Annotated in this window: 16 protein-coding genes; 13 read left to right on the forward strand and 3 right to left on the reverse strand. The window is 49.5% G+C overall.

The genetic code is table 11. The features are described 5' to 3' along the window. Positions 1 to 25: 25 nt before the first annotated feature. Positions 26 to 1,459, reverse strand: coding sequence for a form I ribulose bisphosphate carboxylase large subunit (locus tag IGR76_04235; GenBank protein ID MBF2077733.1), 1,434 nt, complete (start codon positions 1,457 to 1,459; stop codon positions 26 to 28). 799 nt (positions 1,460 to 2,258) lie between these two features. Between IGR76_04235 and IGR76_04240 the strand changes: the two genes are divergently transcribed. The 13 genes from IGR76_04240 to IGR76_04300 all read left to right on the forward strand — a co-directional run bounded on the left by IGR76_04240 (position 2,259) and on the right by IGR76_04300 (position 13,218). Then, a complete protein-coding gene (locus tag IGR76_04240; GenBank protein MBF2077734.1) occupies positions 2,259 to 3,206 on the forward strand; it encodes an aldo/keto reductase in 948 nt (315 codons plus the stop codon). Positions 3,207 to 3,529: 323 nt separating this feature from the next. Beyond that, a complete protein-coding gene (locus IGR76_04245) occupies positions 3,530 to 5,014 on the forward strand; it encodes a hypothetical protein (GenBank protein ID MBF2077735.1) in 1,485 nt (494 codons plus the stop codon). Positions 5,015 to 5,324: 310 nt separating this feature from the next. Next, on the forward strand, positions 5,325 to 5,912 hold the full coding sequence (locus tag IGR76_04250) for a peptidoglycan-binding protein (GenBank protein ID MBF2077736.1): 588 nt from the start codon (positions 5,325 to 5,327) through the stop codon (positions 5,910 to 5,912). A gap of 273 nt (positions 5,913 to 6,185) precedes the next feature. Next, positions 6,186 to 6,449 carry a hypothetical protein gene (locus IGR76_04255; GenBank protein MBF2077737.1) on the forward strand — a complete coding sequence of 88 codons (264 nt, stop codon included), beginning with the start codon at positions 6,186 to 6,188 and terminating at the stop codon, positions 6,447 to 6,449. 739 nt (positions 6,450 to 7,188) lie between these two features. Continuing rightward, entirely contained in the window at positions 7,189 to 7,404 is a 216-nt protein-coding gene (gvpA, locus tag IGR76_04260; protein ID MBF2077738.1) for a gas vesicle structural protein GvpA, read from the forward strand. Positions 7,405 to 7,536: 132 nt separating this feature from the next. Then, positions 7,537 to 8,631, forward strand: coding sequence for a gas vesicle protein GvpC (gvpC, locus tag IGR76_04265; GenBank protein ID MBF2077739.1), 1,095 nt, complete (start codon positions 7,537 to 7,539; stop codon positions 8,629 to 8,631). Then, entirely contained in the window at positions 8,628 to 10,490 is a 1,863-nt protein-coding gene (gvpN, locus tag IGR76_04270; protein MBF2077740.1) for a gas vesicle protein GvpN, read from the forward strand. Before gvpC ends, gvpN begins: the two co-directional genes overlap by 4 nt. Before the next feature lie 20 nt (positions 10,491 to 10,510). Beyond that, positions 10,511 to 10,864: a gas vesicle protein gene (locus IGR76_04275; protein MBF2077741.1), complete on the forward strand. Its 354-nt coding sequence runs from the start codon at positions 10,511 to 10,513 to the stop codon at positions 10,862 to 10,864. Between the two features lie 128 nt (positions 10,865 to 10,992). Continuing rightward, positions 10,993 to 11,193 carry a hypothetical protein gene (locus IGR76_04280; GenBank protein MBF2077742.1) on the forward strand — a complete coding sequence of 67 codons (201 nt, stop codon included), beginning with the start codon at positions 10,993 to 10,995 and terminating at the stop codon, positions 11,191 to 11,193. Between the two features lie 106 nt (positions 11,194 to 11,299). Continuing rightward, positions 11,300 to 11,503, forward strand: coding sequence for a hypothetical protein (locus IGR76_04285; protein ID MBF2077743.1), 204 nt, complete (start codon positions 11,300 to 11,302; stop codon positions 11,501 to 11,503). A 7-nt stretch (positions 11,504 to 11,510) separates the two neighbouring features. After that, positions 11,511 to 11,996, forward strand: a complete 486-nt coding sequence (locus tag IGR76_04290; protein MBF2077744.1) for a gas vesicle protein K — start codon at positions 11,511 to 11,513, stop codon at positions 11,994 to 11,996. Between the two features lie 176 nt (positions 11,997 to 12,172). Continuing rightward, a complete protein-coding gene (locus IGR76_04295) occupies positions 12,173 to 12,916 on the forward strand; it encodes a GvpL/GvpF family gas vesicle protein (protein ID MBF2077745.1) in 744 nt (247 codons plus the stop codon). Positions 12,917 to 12,975: 59 nt separating this feature from the next. Beyond that, positions 12,976 to 13,218: a gas vesicle protein GvpG gene (locus IGR76_04300; protein MBF2077746.1), complete on the forward strand. Its 243-nt coding sequence runs from the start codon at positions 12,976 to 12,978 to the stop codon at positions 13,216 to 13,218. 34 nt (positions 13,219 to 13,252) lie between these two features. Here the strand turns inward: IGR76_04300 and IGR76_04305 are convergent, their stop codons facing one another. Both IGR76_04305 and IGR76_04310 read right to left on the reverse strand, forming a co-directional pair. After that, positions 13,253 to 14,011: a peptidylprolyl isomerase gene (locus IGR76_04305; GenBank protein MBF2077747.1), complete on the reverse strand. Its 759-nt coding sequence runs from the start codon at positions 14,009 to 14,011 to the stop codon at positions 13,253 to 13,255. Between the two features lie 34 nt (positions 14,012 to 14,045). Further along, positions 14,046 to 14,615, reverse strand: a complete 570-nt coding sequence (locus IGR76_04310) for a photosystem I assembly protein Ycf4 (protein ID MBF2077748.1) — start codon at positions 14,613 to 14,615, stop codon at positions 14,046 to 14,048. Positions 14,616 to 15,190: the final 575 nt, after the last annotated feature.

Below are 15,190 nucleotides of genomic sequence, written 5' to 3' on the forward strand. Positions count from 1 at the left end.
CGTTATCTAAACCTCAAAATCAGGATCAGACGGTATCAACCGCTTCAAACTCGAACTTGATTTCCTTCCAAAGTTCACAAGCAACAGCCAACTCAGGCGACCACTTCGCGGCTTCACGGATGATATCGCCACCTTCACGCATGAGGTCACGACCTTCGTTCCGAGCCTGAACGCAAGCTTCCAGCGCAACGCGGTTCGCGGTTGCACCCGGTGCGTTCCCCCAGGGGTGACCCAAGGTACCACCACCAAACTGTAGGACGGACTCATCGCCGAAGATTTCAACCAGAGCTGGCATGTGCCATACGTGGATACCACCGGACGCCACCGCCATAACACTGGGCATGGATGCCCAGTCTTGGGTGAAGTAAATACCGCGAGACAGATCTTTCTCAACGTAGTTTTCACGGAGCAGGTCGATGAAGCCTAGGGTGATGTCGCGATCGCCCTCAAGCTTACCCACAACGGTTCCGGTGTGGATGTGGTCACCACCCGACATCCGCAAGCACTTCGACAACACGCGGAAGTGAATACCGTGATTTTTTTGACGGTCGATTACCGCGTGCATCGCCCGGTGGATGTGGAGCAGAACGCCATTATCGCGGCACCAGTGAGACAGGGTGGTATTAGCGGTGAAACCAGCGGTCAAGAAATCATGCATGATGATGGGCATGCCGAGTTCTTTTGCGAACTCAGCCCGCTTCAGCATTTCCTCGCAGGTTGCAGCAGTTACGTTCAGGTAGTGACCTTTGATTTCTCCGGTTTCCGCCTGAGCCTTGTGGATTGCATCGGCAATGAACAGGAAGCGATCGCGCCAGCGCTGGAAGGGCTGAGAGTTAACGTTCTCATCATCCTTCGTGAAGTCGAGGCCACCACGCAGAGCCTCATACACAGCACGGCCATAGTTCTTCGCAGACAGACCAAGCTTCGGTTTGATGGTACAGCCCAGCAGGGGACGACCATACTTGTTCAACTTGTCGCGCTCAACTTGAATCCCGTGGGGAGGACCTTGGAACGTCTTTAGGTATGCAACCGGAATGCGCAAATCTTCCAAACGCAGCGCTTTCAGCGCTTTGAAACCAAATACGTTACCAACCAAAGAGGTCAGCAAGTTGGTTACAGAGCCTTCCTCAAACAGGTCGAGGGGGTAAGCAATGTACGCGATGAACTGTCCGTCGTCTGCACCACGAACAGGCTCGATATCATAGCAACGACCTTTGTAGCGATCGAGGTCGGTGAGTAGGTCTGTCCATACGGTCGTCCAGGTTCCTGTTGAAGATTCTGCCGCCACTGCTGCGCCTGCTTCCTCAGGAGGTACACCCGGCTGAGGAGTTACCCGGAACGCCGCCAAAATATCGGTATCTTTAGGAGTATAGTCTGGGGTGTAGTAGGTCAGTTTGTAATCCTTAACCCCAGCATCATACCCAGCCTTTGACTGAGTTCTGGTTTGTGAATAAGACATCGTTTCCCTTCCTAGTTAAATCATTGCGATCCGAACAAACGTATCCCCGGTGTCCATCAATTCAACTCACCTATAGTGAGGCATGACTCTGCCGAGCCTTTCCTCGATGCGCCACACCATCACGAGGATTCAATTGTTTGAAATCAAAGTACGTTGACAAGGCAATATCAGCCTCCCAGGGCTGACCCTTCCAGTGTCGGAATACTCCAATTCACAGGTTTAGATCAAAATATATCAGGAATCTAATAAGCCTTTCTTCGAATCTTCTTTGCTTAAAGATAAGCTTTGTTTATATTTTGTTTGTATTCATACAAGATGTAACGTTACAAAACAGTCAAACTATTGATCCAGAAGACGTTATAGAGGTTTTTGTCGGATTGATGGATCGGGATTGATCACTCTTGCGAATCATTAATTTTTGTAAAAATTGGCCTCTGAAATTCCCTTTTTAAGAGATTTTGGTGGTTTTGTCAATCCTCTATGCCATTAGTAAGCAAAAGCGAGAAATGGCTGCTGATATCAGACTGAGACCCGATATAAGGGTGTTGGTATATGATGCATAAAAGTGTCATTAAATCCAGCTTCCTGACGCTAAACGTATGCCACTTTTATCGATAAAGAACGTAAAACTCAAATCAATTATTGGTTGATTTAGCATTTTCTTTGGTGCTGCCTTGTGATACTGAGGGTTACACTTTCATGACGATTAAATCTGACGTTGCATGATCGCGTTCCGATAACGTCCCAACCCCTAAACTCGCTACACTTCTTTATATATAGAAATGTAACAAGGAAGGCTATGAGTAGAATTACTCTAGGTGAAACAGGCGTCGTTGTTCCTGCGATTGGAATTGGGACATGGGCTTGGGGGGATACTCTGTTTTGGGGATACGGTAACGAGTATGGGGAGCCGCAGCTTCGTGAAGCCTTTCAGGAGGCGATCGCCACAGGCATCAACTTTTTCGATACTGCCGAAATTTACGGCTTTGGCGAGTCCGAACGCTTGCTCGGTCGCTTTATGCAGGAATTGGGTACGCCCGTTCACATTGCCACCAAGTATTTTCCGCTGCCGTGGCGATTCTCGGCGGGTTCGGTTGCAGATGCGTTAACCGCTAGCCTGAAGCGATTGCAAGTGCCAACGGTGGATCTATATCAAGTCCACTGGCCGTTTGATTTTTTCATGGGACAGCCAACGTTGATGGATGCCTTAGCAGATGAGGTGAAACAGGGGCGAATTCGCGCGATCGGGGTTAGCAACTATTCCGCCGATCAGACCAAACAGGCGCATGAGCGTTTGGCGAAACGAGGCGTGCCTTTAGCGGTGAATCAGGTGCAATACTCGTTGCTGAACCGCAAGATTGAAACGAATGGTGTGATGGCGATCGCTCGCGACTTAAACATCACAATCCTGGCCTATAGTCCGTTGGCGCAAGGATTACTGACAGGTAAATACACGCCACAGGAGCCCAAGCCCTCCTCCGGCGCACGGCGCATCGATCCGCGATTTAGCCCAAGCGGTCTTACGAAATTAGCGCCCGTATTGCAAACCTTGACTGATATTGCCACAACCCATGACCGCACCCCCGCCCAAGTGGCGTTGAATTGGCTGATCGCCCAGGGGAATGTGATTCCGATTCCGGGGGCAAAAAATGCGAACCATGCTCGCCAAAATGCAGGGGCGATCGGCTGGTCGTTGAGTGAGTCAGAGATTGCAAGGTTGAGTGAGGTTACCCTTTTATTTACCTAGTTTGAGCGTAGGACAACGGTAACTCAAAGCGAGGGTAGGTTTGCCTACTCCCATGCTGTGCCGAGTATTATCGGGGATATGGGCGTTGCGTTGCTCCTGTGATCGCCCAAATCTGACGCCCATATCTGAGGAAATGTGAAGGTCAGCTTGTGATTTGGGTATTTCCGAGGGTAGCAATGATAGAGTGATGGGTGTTTTGAACCCGTCATTTCCATAGGCGCACTATACGTATACATATGCATGGCGTTCACATTGCATTGAGCGTCCCATCATGAATAGTGCGATCGCGAGTATTTGAGTATGTTGCCTGCGAGGAAACTCCTATGTCCCACGATTCATCTACCCCAGAGCCAACATCAGCAGATTTTTCAGAACATACACCTCAAGACTCCCCAGAGCCTACAGAGCTTCAGCCAGACAATTCAGAATATCAGGAAGAACAAACTGTAGAAGCGTCCGAGGTCGAGGTTGAGGTATCGGCGTTGGAAATAGAGGTTGGGCAGGTCGAGGAGGTAGGCGATCGCGCCCCACTCCCTGACACCCCGTTTCAAGACCAAGCCGTCGATACCGTTGCATCCGAGGAGATGTCTGATACTCAAGATGACGAAGAAACCTGGCCTCAGACCGAAGATCTAGAGGATGAGTCGGCACAGATGATGAGCGATGAAGAGAGCGCAGATGGGCAAGATGGGCAGGAGGAGACTATAGCAGTAGGAGGGGATTCCCTGAGCGATCGCCCGTTGGCAGATGAGGCAATATCCGAGGCGATTGCCGCAGACGTCGCAGAGCAACCTCAAAAAGCAGCCGCTTCCCCAATTCCCCCAAAAGAATCAGCCCTGGATACGGTCGGAAATTTTGTTGGGTCAGTGTTCCAACTGATTTGGAAAGTTGTCCAAGCGATCGTGCCTCTGTTTCGGGCGATCGCCGTTTTAATCCTACGATTTGTGATTCAAATTTTGCAGCTTTTGCTGGATCTCCTCGAAGGCTCACCAAAGCTACCTGCTCCCACCTCATCTCCAAACAATCTGACCGATCAAGCAGGGGCAAAAACTCCTCTACCTACTGCATCACCCAAACAAAAGCGCTCCCTGCTCAGCGCCGTGGGAGCTGTTTGGAGGGGATTGATCAACTTAGTGCGGGCCGTGTTGCCGGATACCTGGAACCAAAAACTGCCTACACCACTGCTAAATCTCTTACTGGCTGGGGCGATCGCCCTTGCCCTCTGGATTACGCCTTCAATCCTTTTCCCCCGGTCTGCGCCTAAAGCTGCAACCCAACCTCCCCAATCCGAAATACCAGACTCCTCGGTGCCGCCTGCTCTCGATGTGGCCGATACCTCTGAAGATGTTCAAGACAGTAAACCCCTAATCAGTGTTTCAGGTGAAACGGAGATTCCGTTAGATGAGATCGTTTCGGAATCCGGAGATCTAATGCTTCCGCCCATTCGTGGCTTTGCTCCAAGCCAACGGAAATCTATGGAAACGCTGCAAAAGCAACTGGTGGATTTGCGAAATCGTTATGACAGCACGCCTCTACTCATTCAGTCGGCGCACGTCAATGCGAAGCGCGATCGCCTTACGGTAGAACTAGGGGAAGATTGGTATGAGCTGCCCCCTCGCCGCCAAGACCGACTTGCAGAAGACCTTTGGCAGCGATCGCAGCAGGCGAGTTTACCCAAGCTTCTGCTTATAGACGGTGAACAAACGGTTCTGGCAAGAAGCCCAATGGTTGGCCAAGAAATCCTGATTTTACAGCGGCAGCACCCCGTGGCTCCCGCTGTAACTCCTGAAACACGAGAAGATACATGATAATTTTTGTGAATACCTCTCAGATTGGATCAAACGCCCACACAGCTTAGCTCCCACCCATACCTGTAGCGTAGCAAGTTCAAATGAACGCGGCGAACTCTTTACAATTAGCAATGCTATCCGTAGGGGTATATTGCTATACATCATGAGTTTTAAGCCCTTCCCGTAGTATGCATTTGCTTTGGCTGTTGACTGGAATATCGATGATATCCAAAGTCAGCAAACGCCATAGAGAGAATTATCTTAATGTTTTATTTGTGAATAAGATTTAAGCTGTTAACAGCAGACATTTAAAAGGAGTTGAAAGACCATGAGCCGCCGATTGTCCTTAATGGTTCAAGTCTTTGCAACATTAGCGTTAACCGGATTGGGTTGGGTTGCTGATGCGGTTGCCCAGGTCTACTTTCCAGGTGACCAAGGCTCAGCTGTAGAAGCGATTCAAGGTGCTTTGGGATTGCCTGTAGATGGATACTACGGTGTATCGACGGAACAAGCTGTTCTCAGTTTTCAGCGCCGAAATGGCTTAGTTTGCGTCGATGGATTAACGGGGCCGGAAACCTTAGAAGCTTTGGGGCTTGGATACCTAATCACGAATCCGAACGAGCCTTGCGGAAATTTGGCAGGCTTACCCCCTCAAGGCGGACGCCCCCCTGCCCGTACTGTGTGTCCAACGACGTCCTCTGGTTCGTATGTTGCCATTGTTCCTGGAAATACGGGGGACTCGCCCGAATCTCTCCGCAATAAAATTAATGCGATTACACCCGCTACATTACGTCATGCTCCCTGGGGTTCCTTCATTAGTGCAGGTCTGTATGACTCCTATGCCTGTGCAGAAGCTCAAGCGGCTTATTTAAGAGCCGCAGGCTTTGATGCGCGAGCCGTTTACAACCCGTTCTAATGCAATTCACAACCTCAGGTTTGGATGTCTTCGGTGTGATCGCCCCACCATTAGCATGACAGAACCCGCCCATCGGAGACATGGGCGGGTTTTTAGGTCGAGTACCAGGATAGCGATAAATATCTTCCGTCAATATATACGCAATCCCACTGAATACAATTTCCTGAAACTTGTCTACAACTGATCTGGGATAGGTGAACTACGCTACAGTTCACGAGTTTGCATTTACCAGCCGCTCAAGATTAGTTTTTCTAGCTTTTGTCTGGAGGAATAATGCTCTCAGGACAAACTTCTGATCCCGTTCGTCAACAAGCGCTTACGATGCTGATTGCTCAGTTTATTGAGCAAGGTCATCCTGCTGAATACGCAAAACATATGGCAACAGCCACAATTTTTCAAGCTGATCTAGAACTCCGGAATGCACAGCTTGTACGTCTACTAGACTGGATACGACAAGATTACCCAGAGGTTTACAAAGGTGCACTCTCAATTATTGAGGAAACTCGCGAGGACTTCGAGAAGCGAGTACATACTTAAGCATGAATAGCAGACTCTTATAGACGAGCAAAATTAATTTTTAGACCATAAAATAGTCATTGTTTTAGAGATTATTCAGTCGTTTTATCTGGCTGAATAATCCTTGTATCTTTAAATTATTTTCTATCAAAAAATCTAAGAAAGTTCTCTTTTTTCCGGATTGTTTTTTCCATAGATGAACATTAAATTGACAGAACAAGCTTCTGTGTTTTTAGCACCCCGACGGGTTTTCTTAAGGCTCTGGGACTAGTGTTCTCTATAACGCATAACCTTGCTTATCCTAGTAAGCAAGCGAATTCGTACGAAGACAACACGCCACAATCCTTGAACTGTAAAGAAGAAATAAGAATGCAGAAAATTTGGTTTGCGATGTTAGTTCGTTTTTTAGAGTGGGTACTATTTAAATATCCTCGAAGAGAGGTGCTAGAGACAATCACTATTTCTAGTTGACTTAATTAGGATAACGGTGATTTTTCTAGTACGAGTAGTCAGAGTTTAATCGTCGATCTTTAGGTTCGAATTAAACTTCAAATCTGTTTCAAACAATTAGTGCTTGTCTGGAACAAGGTATGAAGTTAGTTAATGAACACTAGCTAGACGAATAATTCAGGTCTGGATACTCAACCGAAATACGAGGGTGTAGTCTGTCTCACACTCGATTTTTAACAGCTTACATTCTGCTTTCGTAAGTTGTTTCTGTCTAACCAGTCCATTCAAACATTTCCTTAGGTGATTAACTATGGCAGTTGAAAAAGTAAACTCCTCCTCTAGCCTTGCTGAAGTTGTTGACCGCATCCTCGACAAAGGTATCGTTGTTGATGCATGGGTTCGTGTTTCATTGGTTGGTATCGAACTACTGGCTATTGAGGCTCGCGTTGTGATTGCGTCCGTAGAAACCTACTTGAAGTATGCAGAAGCTGTAGGTCTGACTGCTCAGGCTGCTGTTCCTGCATAGGACTCACAACCCTTGGTAGTGCTCTCTACTGGGTAGAGGGCCTTCTGGGGAGTCCCAGACTCCCCTCCAGCCTTCCCTTGCGATCGCACTGGGTAGGTTTCACTATTCCTCACCCCAGCAGGAGGTATTCCCATGAGTTCCCTCAGAGATTCGTGGCAGGCACTACGAGTCCAGCGCCAGCAAGAATTTAATCAACGGCAAATCGAGGTGCAGGAACTGCTCAGTGGGTTCTCAGCTGAACGGCAAGCTCAGGCTGCGCAATTACGTAGCGAACTCAGCCAATTTCAGCAAGAAATTAGAACCGCCACTCAACTGTTTCTTGCATCTGCTAGTCAACAGCGCCAAATTCAGGCGCAGCAACTGTTTCAAGAGCTAGAGAGCTATACCCGCGTCATTAAAGCGGAAACGGCTGAGTTTTTGTCTCAAGTGACGAGCGATCGCACCCTAATGGCACAACAGCTTACCCGCGATCTGCAAGGGTTTCGTCGTGAGTTATCCACCCTTGTGGCAGCCCTCATTCAGGCGTACACCGAAAAGCGTCATCAGGACGAAATCCAAATTATGCAAGAGCTAGCCACCTACGTCGAAGATCTCAAAGCCGACGTCCAGGTTTACCTGTCGGAATTGGGAGCCATGCGCGAACGACGGGCTGAGCAGGTTTGGAGCGAACTTCAGCAGAGCCATGACAAGCGCTTGGCTGAAGTAGAGGCGCTGTTTCGCGACTTGGCAGACTTTCGGGCAGAGCTTACGTCCTATTGCACCAGCATCCGACAAAGCGTTTGGGGAAACGAAGGCGTTCCCGTTGCTGCCCCAAAGCCAACGATGCAGCTTAAAAGACCCGCCGCCAAACCTGCATCTTCTAACAAGGTACAGGCTAAAGCAAAGGCGAAGGTAGCCCCTGCGCCCAAAGCCGTGCCTCCAGCTAAACCAGCGGCGATCGCCCCCCCTCCTGCTATAGAAGCACCCGCTCCAGTTCCAGCCCCAGTCGCACCCAAGGTTGATGAGACAGCATCTAACTCCGATGCCCATCATCACCCCCTGGCTCAACTGGAAGCCGAAATTTGTGAGCATATCCGCAAAATGCAGGGAGCTAGACTCCCCGAAATCGAGACAGCCTTGGGAATTAACCGCTTCCAAGCCGTTGATGCACTACGTGCGTTGATCAAGGAAGGTCTGGTAACTCAACGCGATCGCGTCTACTTGATTCAAGAGGAAGTAAGCCTGTGACCACTGTTCTCCATGCCCGACCTCGCGGTTTCGTAAGCACCCCCGCTATCGAGCGCATCATTGCCCGCGCATTGCGCTATCTCCAGTCAGGATTCCCGGTTCACCTCCGGGGGGCTGCCGGAACTGGAAAAACGACTTTGGCACTCCATTTAGCCGACCTACTGAGTCGTCCCATCATGCTGTTGTTCGGAGATGACGAGTTTAAGTCTACCGACCTGATTGGCAACCAGTCGGGTTACACCCGCAAGAAAGTTGTGGATAACTTTATTCACAGCGTCGTCAAGATGGAAGATGAGCTTCGGCATAACTGGGTCGATTCCCGTTTGACCCTCGCCTGCCGCGAAGGATTCACCCTGGTCTATGACGAATTTAACCGCTCACGCCCAGAAGTGAATAATGTACTCCTGTCCGCATTGGAAGAGAAGTTGCTGGTGTTGCCACCCAGCAGCAACCGCAACGAGTACATTCGGGTTAATCCGCATTTCCGTGCCATCTTCACCTCGAACCCAGAGGAGTATTGTGGGGTTCATGCCACTCAGGATGCCTTGTTGGATCGATTAATCACCATCAACATTCCTGAACCGGATGAGCTAACCCAGCAGGAAATCATTGCCCAGAAAGTCGGTATCGATCGCCAGAGTGCAGTAACGATTGTGCAACTGGTGCGTCGGTTCCGCGTTAAGGCCAATCTGGAAAACTCGTCTGGATTGCGGTCGTGTTTAATGATTTCCAAAATTTGTCATGAGCATGGCATTATTGCGGGCACGGAGAACGCCGAATTTCGAGATCTCTGCCAGGATATTTTGCTCTCTCGATCGGGGCTGCCCGTTCGTCAGGCGACCCAACTGATTTGGGAAACCTTTAATGAACTGGTTGGGGTTAGCTTTACGCCTCAAGAGCCTACGGATCACCTATTCGATCCCTATAGACCACCGGTGGATGGCGATCTTGACGATTCCGCAGAAGCCGATGCCCTACTGGCAGAAGTCCAGGCGCAGGCTGCTCGTTCTTTAGTTCTAGATACACCAGAACCCCAGGTAAATGCCCCAGCAGAAACAAATCAGCCGGAAATTATCGATGAACTGACCGAAGCTGTCATCGATCTTGACGAAGCTCAGGGGGGTGACGAGCACATTGAAGACGTTGCCGAACTTGAAAATTCTGATGAAATTGCCGATGTAGCAGCGACAGAACTCGCTGAAGCTGACGAGGACGAAGCTGGAATTGTTGATGCGTTAGCAGCAGACAGTCTTGATGATCAGGAACCTGGGGATCAGGAACTCGATGTAGAGGCAGAAGCTGAAGATCTCGAAATTGCTGAGCCCACTCCTACCGAAGCGGCGGATGTAGAGGCGATCGCCCCTTCTGAAGAATCTGTGATTGCTGAAGAGGATACCCTTGTTGTGGAACCAACTGTTTTGGTTGAATCAGCCATCGCTGTTGACGACGTTAAAGCGGACGTAACAGCGGCAGAGCTTGAGTCACCGGAACTTGAAGCCTTGGATGCTGACTCTGGCGAAGCGGAGGATGACTTCGACGCCGAAGCGAACGTGACAGAAACAGTTTCCAATGACCTCGATGATGAGGCGATCGCCCTTGCTGCTGCACCGAGTACAATTGATCCAGTAATCGAAGAGTTTTCGGAAGTGCCCTTTGAGCGAGATGTGTACGCCTACCTACAGACCACAGAAGAAGCTCGTCCATCGGAAATTGAAGTTGCGCTAAGCATCAACCGTTTCCAGTCGATTAATGCGCTGCGTTCTTTGGTCGATAAAGGTCTCATTCTGATCCAATCCAGTCCCGACAAGCCCTCAACCTATCGTTTGAATACCTCTGTCCCGGCTACTGCCTCAGTGTGACCTCACGTCCCTAGTGTCCTATGACAACCACCATGCCCACCCGCTCATCCCCCCAATCCCATCGCACGATCGCAACGGCCACGCAAGGATCAACCCTGGCTGATGTCTTAGAGCGCGTTCTCGATAAAGGGATTGTGATTGCGGGTGACATTTCTGTTTCCGTTGGTTCCACTGAACTGCTCAGCATCCGCATCCGTCTCCTCATTTCCTCGGTTGATAAGGCTAAGGAAATTGGCATTAACTGGTGGGAGAGCGATCCGTATCTGAGTGGTCAAGCCCAGCAGCTCTTACAGGCGAATCAGCAACTTCAAGCCCGTATCGAAAGCTTAGAAACCGAGCTACGCGCTTTAAGGGCTGCGCCGGAGACTCCCTAGCGGAACCGATCTCTATGGCGATTGCCCATTGGCGTCGTTCTCTGGTGTCAGGGTACTACCCCACCGAATAACCTGAATTCCGCCTGTTAGAGGGAAGTACACCACTATAGAGACTTTAGGAGTTTTCTGTGATTACGATTCGTACGATGAAACAAATTGCCACCAGTCGCTCTATTCCTAGCTTTCGGTCGGCAGGATCACGACTGGTAGATAGTTCTGCCGCATTCGATCAGGCGCGAATGGATGCTGAGCGCGATCGCCAAATTGCACAGGAATCCTTGCGTCAGTGGCGAAGCACGCTCTGGAGCCGTCAGTTCAAGAATCGCTAAGATTAGTAGCGCTTACCCCTTGGATCTCATCACTATAGAGACATACAGCGTTTATATGAACACTGTACCTATGGAGCAATTCGATCAACCCGATCAACCTAAACCGATGAACCAAGTGCAACGTCAACCCAAACCCTATCTTGATTCAGAGCACTATCGACAAATGCTAGTGCGCGACGGCGAGCGACGTTTTCAGGAATGGCACACCGCATTTCTGGAACACCAAAAAACGTTTCGTAATGCTACACAGGAGGGCGTTGGCAAAGCGTCTTTGCGAGACGCAGCGTCCCAAGACAATCACCAAGTGTAGGGTGATCATGATTCAACCGGATAATGCGTCCTCAGACATCCCATCCGATACCATCGATTTAAACTCTGCACTCTCCGCACCGTCAAAGCCAAATTCAGGACTTGCCCCTCTTTTGCTGACGGTCGTTGAGTTGGTGCGGCAATTGATGGAAGCGCAGATCATTCGACGGATGGATCAGGGTGAGCTAACCGAGGCTGATTTGGAACGGGCAGCGGAAAGCCTCCGCAAACTTGAGGAGCAAGTTATCCAGCTTTGCGAGATTTTTGAGATTGATCCCGCCGATCTCAACATTGATTTAGGCGACATCGGAACATTGCTGCCCAGAACAGGGTACTACCCTGGCGAAACTTCAACCAACCCGTCAATTCTAGAACTCCTGGATCGCCTGCTCAATGTTGGTGTCGTCCTCGAAGGCGATGTCGAACTGGGCCTTGCACAGCTTAACTTGATCCATGCGAAGTTACGCCTAGTTCTCACCTCGAAACCCGTTTGATTTGCTGCAAACGAGGGAACTCTATCAATGGTGCTTCCTGCGTTCGGAACAAAGGGGACTGGGAACCTGGAATCATAATGACGCCGATCCGCTCCCCTTTGCCCTCCGTCCAACCAGAGCAAGCATACCCCTTCCAATCCGCCGATTTATCACTGACAACCCCAAGGTGATTTCCCATGTCAAACGGTCTGTACCTATACGGCATTTTCCCAACCCCTGGCCCCACCCATCTGGAAATTGAAGGGCTAGATAAGCAGCCAGTGAAGTCGCACCAGCTTGATCAGTTTGTTTTTCTCTACTCTGATGCTCAGCAGGATCGCTATCTGGCAAGCCGCCGCAACTTACTAGGACATGAACGGGTTCTAGAACATGCGATGGAGCACGGATTTCATACTCTGCTCCCCCTGCAATTTGGTCTCATTATTGATGATTGGGATATGGTGCGGGAGCAGCTTATTACGCCCCAGGGCGAAAAACTCAGCACGTTGCTTCATCACTTGGAAGGACAACGAGAAGTAGGTGTGAAACTGTTTTGGGAAACGGAGAAAGAGCTAGAAGCCTTGATGGCTGAAAACGATACCTTGCGGGCGGAGCGCGATCGCCTTGAAGGACGCACCCTCAGCATGGATGAGATTGTCCGGATTGGGCAGGCTATAGAACAGGCCATGGAGGATCGTAAAGACGCTATTATCCAAACCTTTCAAACCACGCTCAATCCGCTAGCCACCAAGGTCGTTGAAAATGATCCGCTAACGGAGACCATGATTTATAATGCGGCCTATTTGATTTCGTGGGATGCGGAGTCGGCGTTTAGCGAAAAGGTAGAACACCTCGATCACCATTTTGAAAATCGCTTGCGGATTCGCTACAACAACTTCACAGCTCCGTTTAACTTTGCCCAATTAGAAGCCTTTGCCTAGTGGATCTCTAGAGAATTGCTCCATTGCCATGACCTTCACCGCAATCCCAGAGGTTTTTTATGTTTCTTGATCTCCTCTTTGCCCCGATCACCGCTCCCGTTAACGGTCTTGCCTGGATTGGAAATAAAATTCTAGAACATGCAGGTTCGGATCTGGACGAGAAAGAATCCTTGCAAAAACAGCTCCTCGCCCTGCAACTCGCCTTTGATATGGGCGATATCTCCGAAGAAGAATTCGAGGAGCAGGAAGAGGAGCTATTGCTGGCTATCGATGCACTCACCTATCCGCCAGAAGAAGGATAACTCGGAGTGTGATGGTTTCCGTAGTTTTGGAACTCTAGGGGGTTTTCAGGTTTTCTAGACCTGAAATAACCCGTGCGGATTCGATGCGATCGCCTTGCTGAATCGCGTCCACAACCTCCATACCCTCAGTTACGTACCCCAAAACGGCGTAGTTGCCATCTAAAAAGCCTAAATCCGACAACGCAAAGTAAAACTGTGATGATGCTGAATCTGGCATTTGCGATCGCGCCATCGCAACCGCACCCCGCTGATGCATCAACACTGGGGGACGGTCAACCTTCGCGTCTTCCAACGTGCGGCTGTAAACAATTTCACTATTACTCCCTTGGGGCTTAATTTCTAGGGGAATGTAGCGAGGGAGTCCTGTTTCTGGATCAACATAGCTTCCAGTGCCGTACATCTGAGGCGGAACATTGGGATCCTTCGTTTGCGGATCGCCACCCTGCACTACAAAGGGTTCTGGATCTCTGACGACTCGATGAAAGGCTGTACCGTCATATACGCCCTTCTGCACCAAATCGACAAAATTACCAGCGGTAATCGGCGCATTGGTGCCATCGACCTCAATCCGAATTGGGCTGCCGTTAACGATCAGTTCAACCGTAGCCGTGCCATCCAGACGAGGCAGCGAACTTGCCATGGGAGCGTTGACAATGCTGGTACTTTGAGGTGTTGATGTCGCAGATGCCGTTTCTGCGGCTTCTTGAGTGGCGCAAGAGATAAGGGCGATCGCCAATACGAGGAACAACCCCACCGAAAACAGGGGTTTAAGAATAGGTTTGATCACGTTCATTCAACTAAATCCTTGGTTTCTAGATCTGTGTACGTTACAGCCCTTCAAGTGGAACGCCCAAGAATCGTGCTAGTTCTGCCCCCTGATTCTCAAGACGTGAGAGTGCCATCGGCTGCCCTACTGGAGTTAAGGGTAAATCGCCCTTCCCCTTCACGCGAAGATATAAAACTCGCCGGGGATTCAGCCCTTCCTTGATTTCCACACGAATCGCTTGCACATCTTCTAAGGGGTAAGAAACCTCAATGGTGCGATTCTTGCCCAAAAACCCCTTCCGAAAAATGGTCACAGTTCCCGTATTCCGATCAAATCGATTAAAGCCGCCACCCACGTCTAAAAGAATGACACTCCATAAGTAAGTGGCTAGCAGCAAACCCGCCACACCATAGAATCCCATGACGGCACCTTGAGGTACGAAAATTAAATCCGTCGGACTGGCAAACGGTAGTAGGTTGACTTTGAAATAGCTCGATAAGCTTGCGAGCAGGAAGCCCAGGCTGCCGCCTAAAACTACAGTTGCCCACCAGTAATTGCTAAATCGCCTAGACCCCAGAACATCTTGGGTGAGGGTTAAATCGGCTGTCTTTTTTGTTGTAGAGGACGACATGGGTAAAAATCCTAATTTTTTAAGTGATATGCAAAAACCTGGGCAGGGAGTGGAGCTTTAAGCTATATGCCTATTTTCGAGAGGCAACAGTGACAGTGTTTCAGATTCATGGATAAGACACCGTTATCTACTCTAACGCTTGATATTCAGCATTGGTACGTTACAAATCTGAGAGAACAAAGGAAGCATTGGATCTCCAAAAAACGCTGTGAATCCCACTCAAAGCGAGTTTTAGGAAAAATGAATTGCTCATATCAGATTGTAAAATTTTTAATATCTCTATATCATAGAGAGACGTTAAGTGCTGTTCACCGTGGGATGCGATCGCATGGTGTAAGGCAAAGTTAGCGTTGGATAGCGCCTAGCTAGGTTTGAGGATCAAGCTTAGGAAGCGTCCAAATAAAATCTAAAAGCCTGGCTGATTAGCAGGTTTTCTTAGCCCTTGGGAAGGGTATCCTGCTCTCGCCTTAGGGATTTGCTGCGATATTAACGAGGATATGAAATGACCATAGCAATGGGGCGCGCGCAAGCCCAGCGAGGATGGTTCGACGTTCTCGACGACTGGCTCAAGCGTG

This window comes from Synechococcales cyanobacterium T60_A2020_003, assembly GCA_015272205.1.
Classification (GTDB): domain Bacteria; phylum Cyanobacteriota; class Cyanobacteriia; order RECH01; family RECH01; genus JACYMB01.